At 43.7% G+C, this 23331-nt stretch carries 12 protein-coding genes; all 12 read right to left on the bottom strand.

Annotated features, from left to right (window positions below):
• Positions 1-289 precede the first annotated feature (289 nt).
• The 12 genes from VL121_RS14890 to VL121_RS14835 all read right to left on the bottom strand — a co-directional run bounded on the left by VL121_RS14890 (position 290) and on the right by VL121_RS14835 (position 23301).
• Entirely contained in the window at positions 290-1150 is an 861-nt protein-coding gene (locus tag VL121_RS14890; protein ID WP_325406698.1) for a sugar phosphate isomerase/epimerase family protein, read from the bottom strand.
• Positions 1151-1494: 344 nt separating this feature from the next.
• Positions 1495-2682, bottom strand: a complete 1188-nt coding sequence (locus VL121_RS14885) for an FG-GAP repeat domain-containing protein (RefSeq protein WP_325406696.1) — start codon at positions 2680-2682, stop codon at positions 1495-1497.
• 203 nt (positions 2683-2885) lie between these two features.
• Entirely contained in the window at positions 2886-6419 is a 3534-nt protein-coding gene (locus tag VL121_RS14880) for a PVC-type heme-binding CxxCH protein (protein ID WP_325406694.1), read from the bottom strand.
• 251 nt (positions 6420-6670) lie between these two features.
• On the bottom strand, positions 6671-8386 hold the full coding sequence (locus VL121_RS14875; RefSeq protein WP_325406692.1) for a GMC family oxidoreductase: 1716 nt from the start codon (positions 8384-8386) through the stop codon (positions 6671-6673).
• An 18-nt stretch (positions 8387-8404) separates the two neighbouring features.
• A complete protein-coding gene (locus VL121_RS14870; RefSeq protein ID WP_325406690.1) occupies positions 8405-8935 on the bottom strand; it encodes a gluconate 2-dehydrogenase subunit 3 family protein in 531 nt (176 codons plus the stop codon).
• Between the two features lie 145 nt (positions 8936-9080).
• Positions 9081-11810 carry a glucosidase family protein gene (locus VL121_RS14865; RefSeq protein WP_325406688.1) on the bottom strand — a complete coding sequence of 910 codons (2730 nt, stop codon included), beginning with the start codon at positions 11808-11810 and terminating at the stop codon, positions 9081-9083.
• Positions 11811-11961: 151 nt separating this feature from the next.
• Positions 11962-13701: a hypothetical protein gene (locus tag VL121_RS14860; RefSeq protein ID WP_325406686.1), complete on the bottom strand. Its 1740-nt coding sequence runs from the start codon at positions 13699-13701 to the stop codon at positions 11962-11964.
• Positions 13702-13921: 220 nt separating this feature from the next.
• Positions 13922-15700: a glycoside hydrolase family 71/99 protein gene (locus tag VL121_RS14855; RefSeq protein ID WP_325406683.1), complete on the bottom strand. Its 1779-nt coding sequence runs from the start codon at positions 15698-15700 to the stop codon at positions 13922-13924.
• 49 nt (positions 15701-15749) lie between these two features.
• Complete coding sequence (locus VL121_RS14850; protein WP_325406681.1) at positions 15750-17753, bottom strand: hypothetical protein; 2004 nt, start codon at positions 17751-17753, stop codon at positions 15750-15752.
• Positions 17754-17868: 115 nt separating this feature from the next.
• Positions 17869-17991: a hypothetical protein gene (locus VL121_RS14845; RefSeq protein WP_325406679.1), complete on the bottom strand. Its 123-nt coding sequence runs from the start codon at positions 17989-17991 to the stop codon at positions 17869-17871.
• A gap of 256 nt (positions 17992-18247) precedes the next feature.
• Entirely contained in the window at positions 18248-20017 is a 1770-nt protein-coding gene (locus tag VL121_RS14840; protein WP_325406677.1) for a RagB/SusD family nutrient uptake outer membrane protein, read from the bottom strand.
• A gap of 158 nt (positions 20018-20175) precedes the next feature.
• Positions 20176-23301 (bottom strand): SusC/RagA family TonB-linked outer membrane protein, encoded by a 3126-nt coding sequence (locus VL121_RS14835; RefSeq protein ID WP_325406675.1) that lies wholly within the window; start codon positions 23299-23301, stop codon positions 20176-20178.
• Between the last annotated feature and the right edge of the window lie 30 nt (positions 23302-23331).

Below are 23331 nucleotides of genomic sequence, written 5' to 3'. Positions count from 1 at the left end.
GGGGTTGAGCCTTTGTGCTAATACCCGGCAAAGAACCCACGGCCAGTCACCCTGACGAAGGAAGGGTCTGTAATGATTCAAGCAAAGACAAATGCTTCCTGCGGTATAATGATAAGTCGTAAACAGAAAAAGAGGCTGTCTCAAAAGGGCCGGTATAGGAGATATGCTACTAAGACGCAAAGTCCTGATCTTCAGGTTTTATTTTCTTCGCGGCTTAGTGACTGCTTCGTGGCAAAATATTACTTTTTAGACAACCCCTTTCATCAGCATAATTCACCTGCAAAAAAATTTACCCGGCAGCCCCAGCTTCGTGTTGCTTCTTTAAAAACTTCACGCCTTCAATAGCAATGCTTTCTCTTGAAGGCTCCATCTCTCTCCAGATGCATGCAGCCCTGGCGATGATTTCAATGGCGGGAGTAAAGGATTCAATGACTACATCACCATCATAACCCACCTGCTTTAATGCATCGAATATTCCTGTCCAGTTAATGTGATCATTGCCGGGTGTGCCCCTGTCGCTGCCGCAGGCGTGAAAATGCCCCAGCTTATTACCCGCTTTCAATATCGCCTTTGCCGAATCTTTTTCTTCAATGTTCATATGAAAGGAATCCAAATGCACAAACAGTGAACCTTCATTAACATCATTCACCATTTTCAATGCCTGGTCGCAGGTATTGATGAAATCCGTTTCAAAGCGGTTAAGCGGTTCAATAGCCAGCTTTACATTGAGTTGGCCTGCATGTGCGGCCAGCGTACGCAAATGTTTTACAACGGTATCCCATTGCTGCTTATAATCTTTGGGTGCCACCAGCTCTGCCCTGCCTACCGCTGAATATAAGGGGCCAATTAACGTAGGATGCCCTAATGCCGGAGACAGGTCAATTACCGCTTTTAAATAATCCAGCGCCCCTTTCTGTTCTTCGGCAGTACCCCGCAGATCACGTCCTCCACCCATAGCGGCGCAAATGGAACCGCAAACCAGTCCGTTATCATCCAATGCCTTTTTCACAGTAACCGGATCAATATGTGATGCATCTTCCAGGGCAATTTCAACGGAATCAAATCCCCATTTTTTAAACTGGGGGAATAATGAAATGCTTTCTGTGGTAAAAGGAGAGGTAAATAAAAACGTGTTGATACCAAATCTCATGAATCAAATATTTAATTAGTGAATGTTAGTTGTAAATATAAGAAGGACAGACTGCTTTGCAAGTACACATTTCAATTTTTTTCATACAATAAAAAATGAAAGTATTTACGCCTCGTATTAATTCTTACAGGAGAGTGAAATCTGCTTTTTCTTCTTTTTTTTTTGCTCGCCCAAAAAAGAAACAAAAAAAGGCGCCCGAAAACGATTACACCCCGTTTTCGGTATGGTTCCCTGATTAAAGCTTTTGTACTACTGTGGTTTCTGCAGCAGGACGTTATTGCTGGCCTTAATTCGGATAACCTGATAAAACTACAGCCTTGAAATGCATCTGCCTTTGGACCTCTTTACTTTTTCTGCAAAAAAACATGCACGCCTTTTTTGTTTGACACGATAATATCGGGCAATTTATCGCCATTTATATCTTCTACTACAAGATTCAACCCGGAACCGGAGTCATTGTCTACTTCATGCTTCATCCAGGCAGGTACTTTACCTGGTTTATATTCAAACCAGTACAATACCGCGGGTTCATGTGCGCCGGGGTCTCCGCCGTTATGTGCAAAATACCGTTTGCCGGTTATAAGATCAGGATTGCCATCACCATTAACATCCACCAACGCCAGGCTATGACTCTGCGAAAAACTGGAATCAATATGATGATGCGCAAATGTAATATTCCCGCTTGCATCCTTTTTCTGTTCATGCCACCATATGCCGTAATTGTGCGCAGAAGAACTGATGATATCCGCTAACCCGTCTCCATTTAAATCCATCACATACATTTGCGCGCAATCCTGGCTCAGGTCAGCCGCATGAAACGTCCAGTTGGCTTGCTTAGGATCGGCAGGTCCCTCCCACCATCCTTTGCTGATCAGTACGTCTTTTTTTCCATCTCCGTTTATATCATCATAACCCAAGCCATGCGTATACATATGCGTGCCGGGTATATCATCACCGGCGGCTATAACCGTTAGCGTCCATGCGGTATCGCCCTTTTTTTGCGGCGATTGCAGCCAGATGATCTGTTTTTTTTCAGGATCGTTACACACTATATCTTTCCTGCCATCACCATCTACGTCAACAAACAACGGCGCCTCATTACCTACCGATGTATGAATAACATGCACCGGCCAATGGCCTGGCTTATTTTTTGGGTTCTCGTGCCATACGGCTGTTTTACCCGGCCAGTCAATACGCACCTGGTCAATCCATCCGTCCTGGTTTACATCCATGCTGAAATTCAAAAATGAATTACTGTAACCCACTCCTACCACATATTTTTCCGGTTTTGCTATCTCATGTTTTTTCCAGTCCGGCGCTTCAAACCAGAAAGCGCCTGCTATCACATCTGTTTTGCCATCCCTGTTCACGTCTCCGATTGCTGCACCTTCGCTAACGAAATCTTTGGTTAACACCTGCTTGCTAAATGCAACCGCCCTGGATTTTTTTTGCTTGCCCTGCGCAGTACAGCCAGCAACCATTAAGCCCAATGCTAAACCGCTTAATAATATTTTATGCATCTCTGCTATCATAATTTAAATTTTAAACATTTATAAATTTACTTATTCCGGTGCGTGAAGACACGTACCGGGGCAATTTTACGAACATATCCTTATTCGTGAGTAGTCAATGGTCAATAGTGAATAAATACACTTCCACATTTCATCTCGTGAAACGATAAACGTGAGACGATAAATAATTCACTATTCACTTCTCACGTCTTCTCACCATTCTCTCACTTTACACCCAGCAAATATTTCATCAGCGCGTAAAAATCTTCCTCTTTAATGGTATTCCTGAACTGGTCGGGCATTAAAGTGTATTGCGATGGCTTGTTTTCTTTGATATCACTTTTAGCCACCGAAAATTCTTTACCCGATGGATCGGCATATACCATTACTTCACCCTCCGTTCTGCGGTATAATCCACTCATTAGTTTTCCATTTTTCAAAGTAATGTTATAGGTACGAAAAGCCTGCGATATATTCCGGTTAGGATCAAGAATTTTTTCTGTAAGCGCCTTAATACCCCAGTTTCCTATTCCATCTAATTGCGGGCCTACCAAACCACCCTCGCTTTTTACCTGGTGGCACATACTGCAGTTTTGTACAAAAATATTTTTTCCTGCTTCAGCAGTAGCGGTAGAAATACCAACCCCCGCAATCCGGGCCTCAATCAGTTTTTGCCTTTCTTCCACATCCGTTTTACTGCTACCCCAAAGTACATCCAATTGCTTTTGCTGGGCCGGTGTAATATTGGCGGCCAGCCTTTCCCGTACAGACGGCTCCGTTAACACAGCCGGGTTAAACTGCCCTGTCTTAAACGCATCTAATATGTGATCAATGCCCTCCTGTGAAGCAGAGAGATTGGAAACAACAGCCGTTTGTACTGAAAAGCCACTTCCGGTCAGCCCCTTCTGCAATATGCTGTAAACGGCTGCGGAAGGCGCCTGGGCCAGCGTTGCAGCCATTCTTTGCCTGAGTGCGGGCAATGCTGTTTTATCATTGAACAGCTTCCCGATCAATGCTGTATTATTACCGGGAGCAATATTCATGAGCGCATTGGCCGCTGCTGCACGAACTTTATAATTCAACCATTCGGATGCCACTATTTTTTGCAAAGCAGGCTGCAGTGCAGCTACTTTATATTCGCCGGCAATTTCGGCCGCCTGTATGCGGCGTTCATTAATTTCATCTGTTCCCTGGTCAGGAATGGGTACAACCGCCGGTTCCAGCTTGCCTATACCAACAGAACCCGTTTTTGTACTGTCAACAACTTCTATATAACCCAATTTTCCCTGCCAGGCCGAAAGATCAAAAGATACTTTTTCTTTGATGAGATCTTTAAATTCCATGGTTTCCTTCTGCTCCATCCTGTATTCAGCTACCACTTCATTATTACCCTGCAGGCGTATGCGAACAACATTTTTTGATGTACCCTTTTTGGTATCACTATTGTGTATATCGTTATCAAAAACATTCATATGCAGGGTGGCAGGCAATGTAAACGGAACCGAATATAGTACTGCCATTGGATTATAACCATGCGCCTCGCTGAAGATGATACGGAAGGCCGGAGCCACATTTGTTAAAAACTCATCAGACACCCTCCATGGATCCGCAGGTTCACCGGTGCTGTCGAGCGGGCGGCTTTTCCAGATATCACCAGCTTCGGAAATGTTTTCAAGGAAATATTTGGTGAGTCCGATACCCCACTGCTGCATCCGTGCTGAAGGCTTTGCTCCTTTTTGGGCGATGCCCTGCCGTATGGTATTATACAGCATAAATTGCACGTCCTTATCTTTTTCAAACTGCTGGCTGATCAGCGTAACCGCATCGTCTACCCTTGAGGAAGAGAGATAACGCCCCGCGTATTCAAAACTGTGAATAAGCTGCTGCCGGGGCATTTCATGACTTTTTATATAGTTCAGCACAAAATCCGCGGTCTCAGCAGAAGGCACATCCAGCATTACTTTGCACAGGATAGCCAACTGCCCTTCATTCCACTGCATACCCAGTACTTTTTTTATTTCTTTATTATCTCTCAGGTTATTGCGAACGCCCAGCAATGCTGTATACCTGAGGTGTGAATCCTTTTCATCGGCTTTACTATACAGGTTGAGCAGCGGGGCAATATTTTCAGCATGGGTAAATTTGGTGAACACGCCGGCCGCAATACGCCGCACATGAGGGTTTTGATCAGTCATCGCCTCTGCAACCATATCATGGTACGAAGGGCTTAGGGTATCCATTTCCGTAAGTATCCTTAGCGCATGTACTTTTATTACCGGATCCTGGTGGCGCAGCGCTTCATTGAGCTGTTCACCGGGCAATGCGTTTAAACGATGCAAAATCCATAAAGCCTGTGTATATACTTTTTGCGGTGGCGCCTCAGCCAGCAGCTTTTTTACAGGCTCAACGGCTTTCTCTTTCCATACATCCACGATGCGGTTGGCAACCGCAAAACGGGTAGTTAGCTGCGTGCTTTGCAAACCGTTTATCAGTTCTTCTATGCTGGCTTTCGACCAATCATTTACTTTCACATCCTTATGCGCTTCCTTTCCTTTATAAGTAATTTTCCATATCCGGCCACTTACCCGGTCTCTGCCCGGGTGGTTTAACGGCACTTCGTAATGACCAATAATACGGTTATAAAAATCGGCTATATACAATGCACCATCGGGTCCTGCTTTTACATCCACCGGCCGAAACCAGGGATCATTACTTACCAGGAAATCTTCCTCGCGTTTAGCAATAGGTGTAGATCCGCTGAACGTCATGGTATTGCGGTTAACCTGGCAGGTTACCACATCACCCGAATAAAAACTATTTCTGTACGCTTCGGGAAATTGCTCACCGGTATAATACTCCAGCCCGGCAAGCGCTGTAGACCCTAATTCATAACTCGTCATTTCCGGTCCAAAACCAATTCCGGCAGGTGCTCTTTTTCCAAAATGCGGGTAGTCTGCCCCGGGTATCAACTGGTAAATGGGTTTGGTATGGCAATCTATTGAATACAGGTAACCCCATTCATCGTAACTATAACCAAAGGGGTTCACCCTTCCAAAAGTAGTTTGTTCCACCCGGCTCCCATCGGGCTGAAACCGGAAGGTATTACCCGATGTCATGGTAATGGAATCCCCATCCGTACCGGATACGGTAGAAGTGTTGGTAAACCCGTGAGAAGCATGTATCCAGCCATCGAAGCCACGAATGAAATTATTTACCATACCATGGGTATCTTTAAAACCAAAGGGGCCCAATAACACTTTTTGCTTATCGGCTTTGCCATCCTTATTGGTATCGGCAAACCGGTATACGTTAGGAATACTGTAAGCAATAGCGCCATCGCTTACGGGTAATATGCCGATAGGGATATTTAAAGTGTCTTCAAAATGAGTGAATCTATCCGCCTTTCCATCCCCGTCTGTGTCTTCCAGTATGCTGATGCGGTCTCCGCCTCTGCCGGAACCTGCCGCCATCGGGTACTCCGATGATTGTGTAACCCAAAGCCTTCCCTGGTCGTCAAAAGCAATATTCATAGGTTTAGTGATATCGGGCTCGGAAGCAAAGAGTGTTATTTCAAAACCTTCCGGCAATATAAACCCGGCACGTTCCTGTTCAGGTGTTTGAAATGCTGTACTCCGAACATGTTCGGAAAATTTTTTCTCATCGCGCTTTCCCGGCTTTGTAGCGGAAGACCGGTCGCAGGACAAAAGACAACTACATAAAATAAAAATACAAGGGATGGTAAAAAGAGATTGGCGCATATTGAATACAATCGTTTAAAAAGTTATGCCATGGATATTGAAAATATCATATTATAGAAATAAATGTAAAATAGGCAGTTTATTTTACATGAGCATCCTGCACTAACCTTGTGAAGGTACCGGCAGTGAGCAGTCAGCCAAAGCACATTTACCTTTCGCAATCCACCGCTCACCTTACTCCTTTCTCATTGCATTTTTTCGCTTATCAATGGCAGGCATTTTCACATTTCCCACATTTTCAAATTTTCAAATTAAAGATTCCCTTTCTTCATTTCTTCCACCGCAAAATTGGCTGCCCTTGCAGAAAAAGCCATATACGTGAGTGATGGATTTTGAGTAGAAGTTGAGGTCATGCAGGCGCCATCGGTTACAAATACATTTTTACATGCGTGCAACTGATGCCATTTATTAAGCATGGATGTTCCGGGATCATGCCCCATGCGAACACCACCCATTTCATGAATATCCAGGCCCGGCGCGCCGGGGCGTTTGCTGGTTTTTACGTCTTTAAATCCTGCGGCTGTAAACATTTCACTAACCTGCTCAAAATAATCATTCAGCATCTTTGCATCATTATCATCAAAGTCTACTGAAATTTTTAATAACGGAACGCCCCAGTCATCTTTTTTATCTGCATCCAGCTTTATAAAGCTTTGTTCTTTAGGAATGGTTTCGCCCATCATGTGCGAACCCACATGCCATGAACCGAGTTTCCGGTTCAGCAAATTATCTTTTAATGTTTCACCTATTGCAGATGTATCGCTGTAAAATCCACGTCCCGCGCTAAACCCTGCTGCATAGCCACGGAGGAAATCTGTTTCCTGTTTGTATACATTTCTAAAGCGGGGGATATAGCCACTTCCCGGACTACGCCCATCCGTTGTGAATTTATCTAACGGGCCTTCATACCTGCCGCTCACGTTACCACCATAGTGGTGAAAGGCTACATACTTTCCCAATACACCGCTATCGTTACCCAATCCGTTTGGAAAACGGCTTGATTTTGAATTGAGCAAAATAAGATTGGTATTGATGGCAGATGCATTTACAAAAATGATCCTGGAAAAATATTCTATCTCTTCCTTTGTATTGGTATCAATTACTTTAACACCGGTTGCCCTTCCTTTCTTTTCATCGTATATGATGGAATGCACTACAGAAAAAGGGCGCAGTGTTAGATTACCTGTTTTTTGCGCCCAGGGAATAGTGGAAGCATTGCTGCTGAAATATCCGCCAAACGGGCATCCGCGCTGGCACAGGGTTCGGTTCTGGCACTGCCCCCGGCCCTGTTCCAGGTGAACAGGCTGCGGTTGAGACAAATGTGCCAGCCGTGCACTGATCAAATGACGGTTTTTATATTTAAGCGCTACCTGTTCTTTAAAATAATCCTCTACTGCATTAAGTTGAAAAGCAGGAAGGAACTCACCATCAGGCAATTCTTTTAAGCCGTCCTTATTACCCGCTATGCCTGCAAATTTTTCCACATAGCTGTACCAGGGAGCAATGTCTTTATAACGAATCGGCCAATCCACCGCAAAGCCATCCCGTGCCGGGCCTTCAAAATCAAAATCACTCCAGCGTTGTGTATGACGGGCCCATAATAACGATTTTCCGCCTACCTGGTAACCCCTTATCCAGTCGAATGGTTTTTCCTGTATGTAGGGATGCTCATCATCCTTAACAAAAAAATGCATAGCGTCTTCCCTGAAAGCATAACACTTGCTAACGATAGGCGATTTCTCCTTTATCGCCAGCGGCACTTCGTTCCTGTGCTCAAACTCGTAAGGAAGCATATTGGTGGTAGGATAATCTTTGATGTGCTTTACATCCCTGCCACGTTCGAGCAGCAATGTTTTCAATCCTTTTTCGGTAAGTTCTTTTGCCGACCAGCCACCGCTGATCCCCGAGCCAATTACAATGGCATCGAATGTGCGTTCTTTAATGCTGTCTGTATTTAACTGAGGCATAATTTTTATTGCGTTTTATTAAACCTTATCTACGGGGAAATACCCGTTATACCTGCCGGGAACCATTTCATATTGCTTCAGGTCTGTCATCACATATTTTGAATTGGTGAACCCCTGTATCACTCTTCGTTTGGTGATCTCAAAAAAAGTACGAAGCGCGGGATTATTGGTAGTATCCTTCAGGGTACTTTCAATAAACTGAATTCTGGTAATAGCGTCTAACTGGTTAAAGGGTTTGTTGTTTTTTTCCAGCGAGATTTTATTCAGAGAAGCAAGTCCTGCTTTAAAAGCTTTTTGATCTTCGGCATTATGACAATCATCTACCATTTTTAAAGTAAACAAGTGCAGGTTAAGGCCCCTGGCGCCGGGTGCATCAGCCGTTTTGGGGATCATTGCTTCAGCAACTTCTCCCAACAAGGCTTCTTCACCCACCAGTATGTCAAGATTCTTAAGTTCAATGGATGATTTGCCGTTTCCGGCGCAGGATGGGAGAAGGTATATCCCTCCCGCAAATATCATGAGGTTTTTTATGGCTGAACGTCGTTTCATTAAAGGCAATTTTTCTTTGATCATGAATGTTTTTATCAATGATGCAGGTGTGGCATCCCTATTACCATACACTATCAATCCACCATTAATTACGGGTTAAGGTAAAAAATATTTACTAACGAAACCTATTTTTTAAATGCCTTTCTCAGTATTCCAGTTTTACATGGGCAGCGCCATTAAAGGACGGTATACTTACTGTTTCCGTTTCTTCATTATATACACCTCCTGTTATTTTGATTGGGGTTTTACCATCGGGATGAGGTAAGCGAATACTTACGGACTTCAGGCCCCTGCCTGTTTTACATTCAACAGCAGCTTCTATATATCCTTTACTTACAGCGGAATTAACTTTCACATTTAAGGGACCGTAATAGGAGGAAACATTTTTAAGTTCGATAGTTTTACCATCCTCCATCCAGTTGCGGGGTATAGTACGCAACAGATGTAGCGCAGAGCCTTCCTCCATATATAGCATCCACCTCGTTTCCATTAAAAACCAGGCTTCTTCATGGGTTTTATGCACACTTACATGGTAAAAATGTTCCCAAAAGGTAAATGTTTCCCTGTCGGCAAGCGCTGCAAAAGCATTATAATAAGTTTGCAAAAAAGGTTTTACCATGCCGAGCTTTGCCTGCACCCAGTTATGGCGGCTGTAATAAGGCTGACTAAATGCAACATTATGCTGGTAGAACATTTCACTGTGGTAATTCAGTAGTATGGCTGATGCGGGTTCGTTAACATCAAGCACTTCACAAAAAACCAGGTATAAGGGGCCCAGTAATGCATCGGCGGTAGTAAATGTGGCATGAGAGAAAAAGTTTTCCGCTTTACTATACAAAGCCCTGGGGCCTGTCATTTCGGGCCAGGGCGCCACAGTAGGCAACCAGTTTCCGTTGCCCGTGGGAATCACAGGCGAATGCGCCATCGAATTAAAAAAAGATTCGCGTATATCTGCCCTCCAGGCTTCCGCTTCTTTTTTTATACGTTCCGCCTGCACATCATCTGTACCAGCAAGCATTTCGGCAACACGTATACAACCAAGGTAAGCATATCCATTAAGCATGAACTGGTGAAACTGGTCTTCAGGATCGGCTACTTTTCCATCAATCATACCATAACCTTTGCCGCGCAGATTTTCCTTTTTATTCCGGTTTCGCCATGCCAGCAAAAAATCGCATGATTTAAGCAATTGTGGTTTTATCTTTTCTACCCATACTTTATCATTTGTATAGCGATAATATTCGCCCATACTCCATAATGCCGCGCCGGTTTCTACCATGTATCCGCCAAAATTCTGGATCATGCCATCATCGTGCTGCTTATCAAGGAAATATTGTAAGGATCGTTTGGCTATATCATGCCAACCCATTGAAGCATAGAACTGGATGATCGGAGCGCTTTCTGTACCAATGGGAGAATATACGCCAATAGAAGGAGCCAGTGTGCTATCTGGTTCTGTTCCGTAAGTGATCAAATCCAAATGAAGCAATCCCGCCTGCAACATGTTTTCAATACGCTGCTCGGGTAAATGGATTTGTGCCCCGCTTTTAAGCTTCGCTTTCCAAAAGGATTTACAATCATTCCATTTTTCGTCAAACGATTGTTTCGACAGCGCTATGGCACGTGTATAGGAAACAGGTGTATGCGGAAGAAAAAACTCGAACACCGCTTTTTCGCCGGGCTTTAATAAAATAGCTATTTCTTCATTGGGCAATGGCTTCCCGTTTAGGGTTGAAGTGCAAAAGACTTTATCCGGCGCATAGGTTGAAAGACCGGTTGCGCTATCATAAGTGTACGGATAGTGTTCATACCATCCACTGCCCGGTCGTGCTGTTTTAAACCATGCATACACCGGAGCACTACCTTTGTTTTCTGCAACAGACCTGAAATAAAAAACCGTTTCCTCGGGCGTATCAAAGGCTTTCTGCAGTTTATGTTTTAATACCCCCTCCTGTTGCTTTGTAAACATATGTCCATGGCTGTAATTATCGGCAACAAGAAAGTCTGTACCGCGTGGGCCTTGTTCCGCAAGTGAAGATTTTTCCAGCGCAACAAATGAAATGGAATGGTATTGTACATCTTCATCCTTAGTAACAGAATGTAAAACAGGCAACACTCCATCATCCAGCCAGCGCTTTGTATTGAGTTCTACACCCTGGCCACGCCCTGTTACAAACAAATAGGCTGAAGCATTATTCTTTGTTTCGGGCAGGTTAACATTGCTGGCTGCATATTTAGGTGTAATGATGCTGGCTTCCCGCGGCATACCGGGCATACTTTCTGTAAGCTGAAAAATTCGGAAATCCCTGCTGATGCCTAGCCAGGTGGGCACATACTGCCGGCGAACAAAATGTTCTGCAGAAGCAAAGGAGGCTTCTGGTTCAAGCTGTATTTTTTCGAGTTTTGTGTGATGCTTCAGTGATGCAATATGATCTTTTATGGTTGTATAAGACCGGTTATCCTTGCCCGGTAGTACCACCACGCCGTATATGGGGATGTATACCGGGAACGCCGTACTTACATCTCTCGCAAAAAAAGAAAACGGCCTTTGCCCGGTTTGAACAGTAAGGAGTGTAGCGCCGGGTCCCGGATTATTTCGAATGCTGTCAAGATAAATGGCAATACGTGCGCTGCCCGATGAAGTAAATTGAAAATGGGTTCCTTTTATTTTTCCTTTGCCTTTTAGTATGGCTATTTTCCCAACCCGCCCATTAAGCACTTCAATCGTTCCTGATGTTGGTGCTTTTTCCCATTCCACCTCCACAGTATCTTTCCACTGTATTTGTTGCTGCCCCAATGCCTGAGCAGAAACAGCAAACAATATGCACAGTGCAGCAATCATGGCAATAGAAGTTCTCTTACATAATTCATCCATGGCTAAATGGTTATTTACAAATCTAATATCCCAATCGTTATCAAACTATAAATAAAACAGGTGTCCTTTCCGAAGGTTATATATGTAACCGGGAAAATTCATTTTATCTTACACATTGGGTTCTTTGCAAAAAGCAGGAGCGAAGTGTATTCTATTGTGCCGTATACTGATAATTAAACCGGCCTCCCGGTGCTGTATCTCCGTTGATATACCAGTCCAACGGGTCTTCCTCCTGCATGTTATCCGTCCATTTAAATTCAAAACGGAGTGGGCCAGCCAACTTACTAAAAAGTGAAAGCGGAATCGTAAGCATCATTTTGTTTCCGTTAATAACAGGCTTGATTGCTTTTTTATTAATGACTGTCCATTTACCATTGCTATATTGTTCCAGTACAGTACCCTTTACAACCCGGTAATCATAGCCCTTCCAGCCGGTTTTGGCATTCTTATCCCAATCAATATAGAGGCGCATCCAGTTGTTGCCCGATGGCTCTGTAATATCATGTACTGTTTCGGTGTAAAAAAATAAATGCTTATCATCCTTTGCCACTTTTATAATATGAAAGTCATTCCGGCCTGTATTGCTGGTGTAAATGGTTTCGGGTTTTGACTGTGCCCCGGGATGATTGCGGTGTTGTGTGTCACCGGTATAATCGGTATATACAAGCGCTACTTTTTTCCAATCCTGCATATTGCGAATCGTTATCCATGCATCGTCTGCCGGATTTTTTTCAACGCCTTTATACCGTCGTATGTTATTAACCATTTGCATGTAATAATGATCTTTTAGTCCGGCGGTTAAAGAAGGTTCAATATCGCGACTGTATTCAGGACTTGCCTGGTCGCAAAACCAGGAATGCTTTGGATTATCATCCATGCTCTTCCAGCGGCCTGCAATCCATTCATTCCACCCGGTAACAAATACAAACGGAACGTCTTCCTTAAGCGCATAATCCCATTGTTCCTGGAAATTGTAACCATACCGTATATCGGTTTCCGGATTGCCATGCGTGTTGTTATGATAACTGCGTCCCCAGTTGTCCATGTTCCCATAGAATGCCGAACCTCCCATGCCGGCAGTGGGATTTGGGTGTTGCGCCACAGACACGTTGATAATTTCTTTTTCACCACGTTCATTGTAGTGTACTTCGGGCTTCCGGGTAAAACTAATCCAGGGCCAACCATTTGGTACTTTGGGCACCGTTGGCCATTGCGACTCCCTGAAAGTGAAAAAATTCTTATACGCTTTACCTTCCGTTTCTTTGGTTACTCCTATAATCAGGGGTTTATTATCTAAATAATACCAGCAATCCGGATGACGGTAAGGCGCTCCTTCTTTATAAAAATTCTCATAAATCTCCTGCATGGTTTCTCCCGAAGCTGTATTGGTGTAGAACACAATTTTAGGAGGATTTTTTCCCTGTGCCCGCACTGCATCCATTGCTTTCATCAATGCTTCAGACTGAAGCGGATAAGTAACCCGGTTGGTAGCATCTATCACCAGCATATCTACGCCTGCATCGGTAAGCAGTTGAACATTGCGCAGATGCACCCAGTAATCATCGCCACGGTAATATCCGTAAATAGGCTTACCCCAAAAATAATAAGTTCCTTTACCACCACCCCAATTGGGATCACCGGCATCATCAAAAACTTCCCGGTGGTTTGTATACAGTTCGTGCAAATCCCAGTTGTTGGGCGATGTTGGTGAACCTTTATCGCCCTGCCACAAAAAATAGAACAGTGCAACATGACGATTGGATTTTGGATTTCCTGCGGCATCATTTTGCACCAGCGTACGACCCAGCCCGTCGGTTGCAGCCAGCGTTTGTGAGATGGATGATTCAGCAATGAAGCAACTCATACAAACAATAAGGATAAACTTTCTCATTTGAATTGACTACAATTTTAAAAGTTAACTAAAGGTGGTGTATTCAATTGTCGCTGGCTGGTGGTGGAGACACCAGCCAGGGCAGTAGAAACGGATGCACTTACCTCCGGTGAGAAAAGTTCAAATTGTCGCCGGTCAACTTAAATAAAAAGAAGCCCTGGTGGGGGTACGTGAGACACGTACCACGGCGATTGCCCCGGCAGCAAACCATGCAGCGTTTTTATTTTGCTGTATAATGATAATTAAATCTTCCGGCAGGCGCTGTATCGCCATTGATCCAAAAATCCATGATATTGTTCTGCTCCTGCATATTATCGCTCCATTTAAAACCAAAATCAGGCTCGCCGGTAATGCCCAGTAAATCTTTTGGTACTTTAATTTCCAGTTTATTGCCATTCACTGCATAATCCACCTCACCGGCTTTTTGCCAGTTCCATGCTGCATCCGTTTTTTCCACTATAGCTTTCTTACCCGGATTAATGCGGTTGATCACAAAATCATATCCTTCCCACCCGGTATTTTTATCCAGATCAATATCAATAAACAAACGCATCCATGCAGGGTCTGTTTTGGGCGTTAATGCCTTAGCGGATTCAACATAAAAATAAACATGATCATTATCCCTGGCCACTTTGGCAAGCACAATATCATTTCTTCCTGTATTGTTCGTATAATGCAAGCTGCCCCAACCCGCGCTGTTGCGGTGAATGGTACTGCCTTTGTGAGATGTGAAAGCCGGTGTTACTTTATTCCATTCTGCAAATCTTCCGTCAACGGCAATGGTTATAGGCGCAGATACAGGCTGCGTAACTGGTATACCTTTAAACCTGCGGATATTGCTTACCATCTGGTAGTAATAGTTATCGCCATGCCCGCCTTTCATGGGCTCAATATCGCGGCTGTTTTCCTGGTTAAATTCATCAGGGAATGCGTTGGTTTGCTCCTGCCAAACATCATACCTCCCCGCAATCCATTCATTCCATCCGGTAATAAAAATAAATTCAGGATCAATTTCCAGCGCCCGGTCCCACTGTTCCTGGAAGTTGTACCCATAGTTTACCGCTCCGGGCTCTGTAATGTGGCCTTTTGCATGTGTATAGCTACGGCCAAAAGCACCGGTAGCATTCAACGCAGTTAATCCTCTTTCCTTTGTCCAGTTCTGCGCTGCTCCAACAGTTACCTGTTCAAAGCCACCATCCTCTTTTTTTACAAAACCATGCTGCGGGTAAATTTCCAGCCATCCCCAATGGTCTGGTTTTTCGGGCCCTTTGTTGTATACCGGCTGACCCGTACGAAAGGTGAAGAATTGCTGCAATTCTTTTTTCAGTGCGGGATCATTCGCTCTGCCGGCTATGTCTTCGGCAAATTCCGGAGATCCCATTACAAAAGGTTTCCCTTTCCAGTTAAACCACAGGTCTTTATACTTACCGGGTTTGTACAGATCATTGTATATTTCCCTTAATATTTCCTTGCCGCCAACGCCCACCCAAAAGGGCAGCATAAAAGCAATTTGAGGAGTTTTAACACCATCTTTTCGTGCCTGTGTAAATACTTCACACAATTTCATATACGATTCTTTCCAGGTAATATTACCATTGGTGCAGTCAAAAATGATCACGTCAACACCTGCATCCGCCAGCATCTCTGCATGTTTACGCAACACCCATGCATCGGTATCAATATAATAACCAAACAAAGGCTCACCCCAAAACCAGGGACTTTTGCGTTTGGGCCATATGGGATTATTATAATCATGTATTGCTTTGGGGTCGCGCGAAAGGTATTCGGTAACGTTATAAGGTGGATTGTTTTTGCTTTGCTGTGTATGCCATGTCCAGTAAAACAATCCTACAAACTTATCTTTCTTAGGTGCGCCTGCTTGTTCATAACCAGGTAAAGTTCTGCCAACGGCATCTGTGGCTATAGCGCTAATGCCTGGCGACTGGGCCCTTGATTGTAAACAAAAAGCAAGAAGCAATAAACCTGTGCAATATTTCATCTCTTAATTTTTAGTGTGACTGACCAATGATTTTGTTTGCTTTCTGAACTTATTTTTTCCAGATGCTCCGATAGTTGAACCGGCGGTTGGGTGCACTATCACCGTTAATGCTGAGCGAAATGGGCGTTTCGAGGTCTTCGGGATTGTCTGCCCAATGATAATCGAAAGTAAATCCATCACCTTTTAAGCCCAAAATGCTGCGCGGAACAGACAACTCCAGTGCATGGCCGTTATACCGGTATGTTAATTGGGTCACTTCTGTCCAGTGATTGCTTGCGGTATTGGCATCATAACGCATCAGGGTTGTGGTTTTATCATCCTTAATTTTTTTATTGATAAGGAAATCATATCCATGCCATCCGGTAGCCGGATCCTGATCCGCATCTATCAGCAGCAGCATCCAGTTATTGCCAATAGAAGGGGTAAGCGGCTGGTCTGTTTCGGCATAAAAGAATACATTGTTTTTATCTACTGCTACTTTACAGGTTACAATATCGTTACGTCCCGAATTGTTGCTGTAATGCAGACCACCGTATCCTTTATGATCACGGTGAAAAACATCGCCTTTGGTATCGCGGTATTCTACCGATATTTTTTTCCAGTCATCAAAGTTTCCATCCACTTTCATCTTCGACAATCCTTTTAATTCCGGTATGGCACGCACACCTTTATACCTGCGGATGTTTTGTGCCATCTGCATGTAATAATTATCCGTATAGCCGCCTTTCATGGGCTGTATGGCACGGTTAAATTCGGCGTTGTACTGGTCAACAAAAAAATAGGGACTTTTGCGGCGCATGAAATCAAATGTTTTTCCATCTGCCGGCTGGTACTTGCCTGCAGTCCATTCGTTCCAGTCGTTGATATATAAAAACTGAGGATCGGTTTTCAATGCTTCTTCCCATCTTTCCTGGAAGTAAATACCATAGCCTTCCGGATTGCTTACCGTTTTCTTCAACCACGGTACGTAGGTAGGTTCAGGAAGATCATATTGGTTTAACGGCGGCTCACCTTTTTCCCTGGACCATGATTTTCCAACAAGACTTGACGGATGCTGCGCAGGCGTAACGGCGGCTTCCTCCTTTTTTCCATTGTGTATAGAAACAAGGCTGTCGGGATTCATGGTCTTTACTTTTTCGTTGCCTAAATCATATCCAAAGCTCCAGTTGTCTTCTGTGCCCACGAAACGCTTACCCGCCCATTTATAATATCCCCACCACATCGTACGCAGGGTAAAATATTTTTTTACTTCTTTAGTGTAGTCTTTATAAAATTTTTCAGTGTAATCAGGGTTTCCGTAATGAGGGTTATTGCGGTTGGTTAATGCCGTGGAATCATAATGTAGATTGGGATTCTTTACGCCGTTTCCGTTTGCATCCACACTTGGGTCGCCATTATATAACAGCAGAGGCTTATCGTCCCAGTGAAACCACAGGTCTTTGTATTTATTTTCTTTGTAAATTCTGTCGTATAAATCCTGGACTACTGTAATGACCGGTCCGTTAAATGCCCAAAAACAAAATTCAGGCACTTTATTTCCTTCTGCCTTCATTTTTTGCATTACCGAAAAAACAGCGTCCCACTCACTCCAGTACCGAACCGCATTGGTTACGTCCATGATCAGCACATCCACGCCTGCATCGGCCAGCATAGACATGTCTTTGCGGATCACATATTCATCTTTACTCAAAAAAAACCCGGCTTCCGGTTCACCCCAGTGATATGATCCTTCTTTCCATAAAGGATGTTTGGCATCAAGCCGGGCAGCCGGATCTTTGGCAAGCACTTTGGTTACATCTGCACTATAAGGAGGCTTAAGGTTGGCGAGATTATCGCTATGCCAGGTAATGTAAAAAATGCCCACAACACGGCGCTGATCATGCTTAACCGGCCCCACCGCATTAAACGCCGGCATGGTTCTGCCAACGCCATCGGTAGCCACCCAGGTGTCGGGATATATATCGCGGTAATCATTTTCAGCGGTGGTTTGAGTATATCCATGCAGTTTACTTAATAAGGCAACAAGCGCAATAAACAGTATTCTTCTTTTCATAATGTTAAACAGGTTTAATGCAACACCCGGATTTTATATTAGCGGATGTTTTATTAGTGTTAGTCAATCGTATGATGACAGACGTTAGGTGTGAAATTCTCACGTTTACTCTATATTAAAACCTGATAGGATGCCATACCGTGTTCCACTTGCCCCAGTCCAGTCCATAAGCATACGACAGGTATTGCTTTCTCCGGGGATTCATATGACCGCAAACAGCAGTAAAAAAATCATTCATACGGGTAAAAAAATATACCGCTCCTGAAAAGCCAGGAGCGGTAAGTTGAACCAACTGCCTGAGAAAATTACCATCGGAGATTTATAGCCTCGTTTATGAAAAATTTACAGTTAACTATTCAAAAAACATCATGTCTGTTTCAATAATGTTGTTCACTCAACATTTCACTTCTCACGTCTCTCTTCTCACCACTCACCTTTCACGTCTCACCTTTCACGTCTCACTATTCACCATTCACCACTCCCTACTCACCACACTAATCCAGCCATCCCGGATTCTGCCAGTTCACATCAGAAAGACCGATTATTTTATTTACTTCATCCTGGTCAATGGGGTACATCAGGTATTTATCTGACGAACAATCCCTGTCTTCAAATTTGAAGCGGTTGTATGTAAAGTCTGCCCCATTTTTCGTGATCTCAACACCTGTAACAAACTGATCTGTCTGGTTTAATATTTTCCAGCGGCGAACATCGAAGAAACGATGCTCTTCAAATGCCAATTCTATCCTTCGTTCATTACGGTATTTTTTATCAAAATCTTCCTTAGACATGCCTATCGGAAAAGCAGGCATTCCAACTCTTGCCCTTACTGCACTTACGGCTTCTCTTGCCGTCATGGACTGTCCGTTGGCTGTAACCGCTGCATCCGGCCCAACAGACTGGTTAGCGGCTTCTGCAAAATTTAAGTACAGCTCGGCCAAACGAAACAACCGTATAGCACCGTCGGCGTCATTGTTTTGTCCAGACTTATAATTATTAAACTTACGCTGGTAATAACCGGTTCGTGTATGCTTACGGTTTAGTGCTGATATCTCTTCTTCACCACCCACATATGTTTCTACTTTTTTCCCGGCGGGCTGATCCAGGTTCCGCACTGCACCATTGTAATAAATAGAAGCATAAAACCTGGGGTCGCGGCCGGCATAGGGATTTGTTTCATCGTATCCTGAAGCAGGATTGACAATGGGAATCAGGCGGCTGGCATCTGAATACCCGCTGATGGGCGCTTCGCCATTGGCCATTTCATAACTGTCTACCAGTTCCTGCGTAGGACATGGGCCTGCTTTTTCCATGCCCGGGGTACTGGGCAGCCCGGCAAATTTCCATACCTGCATTTGACCACCACCCTGGTATATGGTTTCTTTATCCACAGCACGCTGATCGTTGGATGTTGTAAAAAAGTACAACGCGTAAGAGTTTTGTGCAATGCCGGAGGCAGGTACTTCATCAAAGAGTTTATATCCGTTTGCCAGGCACTGCTGCAAAGCTTCAGCCGTTACCTGGGCCGCATCTGCCCAACTGTAAGTGCCATCGGCCCATAAGGGGCTGGCGGCATACGTTATTGCCTGCGATTTAATAGCATATGCTACAGCACGGCTCATAATACCAAACTGGTTATCGTAAATGTTCCAGGAAAACCCATTTTGTGTATTGGGTACAGCCAGCGCCGAATCGCAATCGGCCATAATAAATTTCACCACCTCTCCAAACGTAGCACGGTTGTCTTTGCTAAAATCGTGCAGGATATCCAAAGGTTTATCAAAAATAGGTACACCACCATATCGCTTGATCAATTGCAGGTAATACAAAGCCCTTAAGGTATGCGCCTGCGCTGTCCATCCTGCTTTCACTTCCTCGCTGGCATATACCGTAGCGGTTCTTATGTTTTCAATAAATGTATTGCACTTGGTGATTCCCTGGAAAAGTTGTGCCCAGGGGCTTCCATCCGAAGAATACAGGGCATAGGTTTGGGAAGTAATATTACCGCCATACCACATGGTATATCTTGAACCGGAAGTAATGTCATCTGCATCCTGCGCTTCATCTGTAAACGAAGCCCTGTCCATATAAGGAGCAGGTAAATGCCCGTAACAGGAATTAAGATATCCACGCGTTCTGTTATAATCGCTGAATACCTGGTCAATGGTAATCCGGCCATCACTGGGCAGATCCAGTTTCTTGTTGCAGGAAAATAGAACAAGCAGGAATATGGAAGAAATAATGATTTTATAATAATATTTCATTTGTTTATTTTTTATTTTTTTAGCCAAATGGAATTCGCCAAATAATCATCCTGGTTAGTGATAAGCATTATCACGGCTCATTTCATGTGTAGATTTTTATTTTGATTTTAGCACATGTAATGAGCTATTAAAAATCCAGATTAATAAATTGTCCTCCATCAAAAGGTTACACTAATGCCCACGTTGTATACTTTGTAAACAGGGAATGCAGAGTAACCGCCGCCTTCCGGTCCAAAATCATCCGACTTCATTTTATCCCATGTAACCAGGTTTTGCCCGCTCAGTACGAATCTTACTTTCTCTGCTGTAATGGCATTGGCCAAAGACGCGGGCAGCGTATAGGCCAACTCAAGGTTTTTGAGTCGCAGGTAAGCGCGGTTATAGATATAATAATCGCTTGCTTCATGATTAACTGTTTTAGCCAAAGAAAGCGCCGGTGAACTAATTTTTTCTCCGTTATCATACCGCTCCTGCGTCCAGGCATTGGCATGCAAAGCTCCAAATACGCCATCGAAAGAAGTTTCCCAAATGCCTGTGCCACCAATCATTGTTGAATAATTGCTCACGCCCTGGAAAAGAAAATTTAACTCGAATGCCTTATAATTAAATCCTCCATGTATTCCATACACTACCCGCGGTAATGCTCCTGTGCCAACAGGCGCCTGGTCGCGGTCATCAATTTTACTGTCTCCGTTCAGATCTTTATATTTAAGATCGCCCAATCGTGGATTGCCAAAACCGTATTCCAGATTGCTGTTGTCTAATTCGGCCTGTGTATTAAAGAAGCCGTTACCATTGCTGTAATCAACCTGGTAACCAAACTGCTGTCCATAAGAATATCCTTCCTGCCATTTTATATAGGCGTAATCCGTTGTTTTGGTAGCCTCATTTACTTTCACAAGTGTATTCCTGGCATAACTCATCATACCACCCGCCGAAAAAGACAGGTCGCGGTTAACCACCTTATCATAACTGGCAACAATTTCATATCCCGTGTTTTTAAATGTTCCGGAATTGGTACTCGGATAAAAATTCAACGGAATGCCCTGGTAGCTGGGTATGGTAGATACCGCGCTTACAATCATGTTCTCCATCTTCTCGTTGAATACATCTACAGAAACAGAAATTGAATTGAACAAACCCAGGTCAATACCAAAGTTTTTCTTCGTAGAAATCTCCGCCTGGATATAAGGATTGCCTCTTTGATTTTCATTAATATAATACTGGAGATAGCCGATTGGGCCTCCCCCGCTTACGGTTACATTGTCGAGATATGCATAACGGTTAAGCCCACTTTGATCATTGGCCGTTTTGCCATACGAGGCTCTTAATTTAAGATTACTTAACCACGCTGTGTTCTGCAAAAAAGCTTCATTAGAGGCTACCCATGCAGCCGATACAGCAGGTGTTGCAATATAACGCTGGCTGCGTTCATACTGCTCCGATCCTGAATATCCAACATCAAATTTTATTAAATACCTGTTATCATACCCATAAGTAGCTTCAACGCCCGAGCTCACCCGGTTATAAGGAAGCAACCACGGTGAACTCACATCGGCTTTTGTAAGATTTTGATAGAACATATAGGCCATGCCGCTAATATTGTGTTTGCCAAAATCGCGCTTATAATTCAAAGCGGTATTATAGGTAAGATGGTAATAATAAGAATGCGATTTACTATATGCAAGCGGTGTATTGGTTTCTCCGCCTTTTTTAATAAATGCCAGTGTATCGGCATTATCTGTTCTTACCCAGCGTTCATAATTTTGCGTGGTAGACAAGCTGCCTACGGAATTGGTTTGATAAGCAAATACACCACTCAGGTTTAATCCTTTGGTAAGAAAGCCCATATCAAGATCCAGCCCAAACTGCGAAGTTATATTGGTTACTGTATGTCTTCGGTAACCGGTACGGTTAAGCATGCCATATGTAGGAGAAGCTACTCTTTCTGTTGTGATAACCTTACCGCCATCATCAATCACTTCACCAGTGCCCTTATCAACTTCGGGCGGCGTAACCGGGCCATATACATTTGAAGGTATCTGGAAAATGCTGCTGTAAACAGCTTCATTGCTGGCGCCGGGCGTACGTTCTCTTTTAATATTACCACTCAGCCGTACAAAAGCTTTCAGGTATTTATTAATGGTCATATCTACATTGGACCTGTAGTTAAACCATACATTGTTTGCATTGGGGTTGTATTTGGATTGATCCGTTTTAAACTGCCCGCCCTGATGCATGAAATTGATATTGGAGTAGAAAAGTATCTTATCGTTTCCACCCGATAAATTAACACTGGCACGCTGCATGGATGCCATGTCTTTCATGTACTGGTTGTACCAGTTGTTATTCGGATACAAATCTTTATTAGCACCCGAACGAAAATTTTCAATTTGTTCAGGGGAATAAAAATAGTTCTGACCCTGCCCGTCATTAAACGCAGCCTGGTTTCTCATTTCCGCATAGCTGGCAGCATCGTAAAAAGCAGGTTTTGTGGTTACCTGTTGTACAGACTGGTCGAATCTTCCTTTGATCTGCAACTCACCTTTTCTGCCGCGTTTGGTTTTAATAACAATTAACCCGTTAGCACCCTGTATGCCATACAACGCTTGAGTAGACGCATCTTTAAGAAGGGTAACCGATTCAATTTCATTGGGAGATATATATTCCAGCGTTTGATTGCTGTTGTAAGCACATATAATTCCATCTATAATAACCAATGGTCCATTTAACCGGGCGGAGGAAAGACCTCTTACATATAAATTGGTATTGGCACGCGATAATTCTGAAAATGTTTCCTGCGTGGTAAGGCCTGCAAGCCGGCCGGCCAAAGTTTGCGTAAAGTTGGCAACAGGAGCGCTTTCGAGTTCCTCACCTGTAATGGAAGACACTGCCCCGGAAACTTCCTTTCGCAATTGAGATGTATAGCCCAGTTCAATCACATCATCTCTTCCATATATATCCTGCAGGAGTTTGATATTGATATTTTCTTTGTCACCAATTGCTATTTTTTGAGCAGTATAGCGCCTGCCGGAAAAAAAAAGTATACCGCTGTTATCATCCACAATGATATTGTATTCGCCATTTCTGCCGGTGGATGTTCCGTTTTTTCCGTTTGAGGAATTGATTAGTATCCCCGAAAGCGGTTCACCAAATGCATCGGTAACCTTGCCACTTATAGTGGTGGATGGTGTTTGTGCATGCAGTGCTGATCCGCAGAAATATATCAGCAAAAATGCAAGCAGCTGTATTGTTTTGATCGTTATCGTTGATGTATGTTGCATGTATGTATCGTTGTAAGTCAATTAAACCTG

This window comes from Agriterribacter sp., from assembly GCF_035497235.1.
In the GTDB taxonomy this organism is placed as follows: domain Bacteria; phylum Bacteroidota; class Bacteroidia; order Chitinophagales; family Chitinophagaceae; genus Agriterribacter.
Note: the sequence above shows the minus strand (reverse complement) of the source record. Positions and strands in the feature narration are given on the sequence as shown.